The 1,003-nt window shown below is 40.0% G+C and carries 1 protein-coding gene; it reads right to left on the bottom strand.

Translation table 11 applies throughout. From position 1 onward, the window contains the following. Position 1: 1 nt before the first annotated feature. On the bottom strand, positions 2-1,003 hold a 1,002-nt coding region (gene tuf / locus JOC62_RS19060; protein WP_204596847.1), incomplete at its 5' end, for an elongation factor Tu.

The following is a 1,003-nucleotide window of genomic DNA, read 5'->3' on the forward strand; positions in this document are numbered from 1 at the left end:
ACTATTCGATTACGCTAGTAACAACTCCTGAACCTACAGTTCTTCCACCTTCTCTGATGGCGAATCTTAATCCTTCTTCCATAGCTACTGGGTGGATTAATTCAACGTTCATGTCGATGTGGTCTCCTGGCATTACCATTTCCATTCCTTCTGGTAATTTGATTGAACCTGTTACGTCAGTTGTTCTGAAGTAGAATTGTGGTCTGTATCCATCGAAGAATGGAGTATGTCTTCCACCTTCTTCTTTTTTAAGTACGTATACTTGACCTACGAACTTCTTGTGAGGATTAACTGAACCTGGTTTAGCTAATACTTGACCTCTTTCGATTTCTGTTCTTTGGATACCTCTTAATAATGCTCCGATATTATCTCCAGCTTGCGCGTCGTCTAATAACTTTCTGAACATTTCGATTCCTGTAACAACAACCTTCTTAGTTTCTTCTTTGATACCTACGATTTCAACTTCGTCTCCAACGTGTAAGATACCTCTTTCAACTCTTCCTGTTGCAACTGTTCCTCTACCAGTGATAGTGAATACATCTTCTATTGGCATTAAGAATGGCTTATCTGTTGCTCTTTCTGGAGTTGGGATGTAGCTGTCTACAGCTGCCATTAATTCATCGATACAAGCTGTTGCTTCTGCATCTGTTGGGTTTTCTAAAGCTTTTAAAGCTGATCCTGTTATTACTGGAATATCATCTCCTGGGAAGTTGTATTCGCTTAATAACTCTCTGATTTCCATTTCTACTAATTCTAATAATTCTTCGTCATCAACCATATCTGCTTTGTTTAAGAATACTACGATGTGGTCAACACCAACTCTTGAAGCTAGTAGGATATGCTCTCTTGTTTGAGGCATTGGACCATCTGCTGCTGAACAAACTAAGATAGCTCCATCCATTTGAGCTGCTCCTGTGATCATGTTCTTAACGTAGTCAGCATGTCCTGGACAGTCAACGTGAGCGTAGTGTCTATTTTCTGTTTCGTACTCAACGTGAGCTGT

The organism is Clostridium sardiniense (assembly GCF_016907995.1).
In the GTDB taxonomy this organism is placed as follows: Bacteria; Bacillota; Clostridia; order Clostridiales; family Clostridiaceae; genus Clostridium; species Clostridium sardiniense.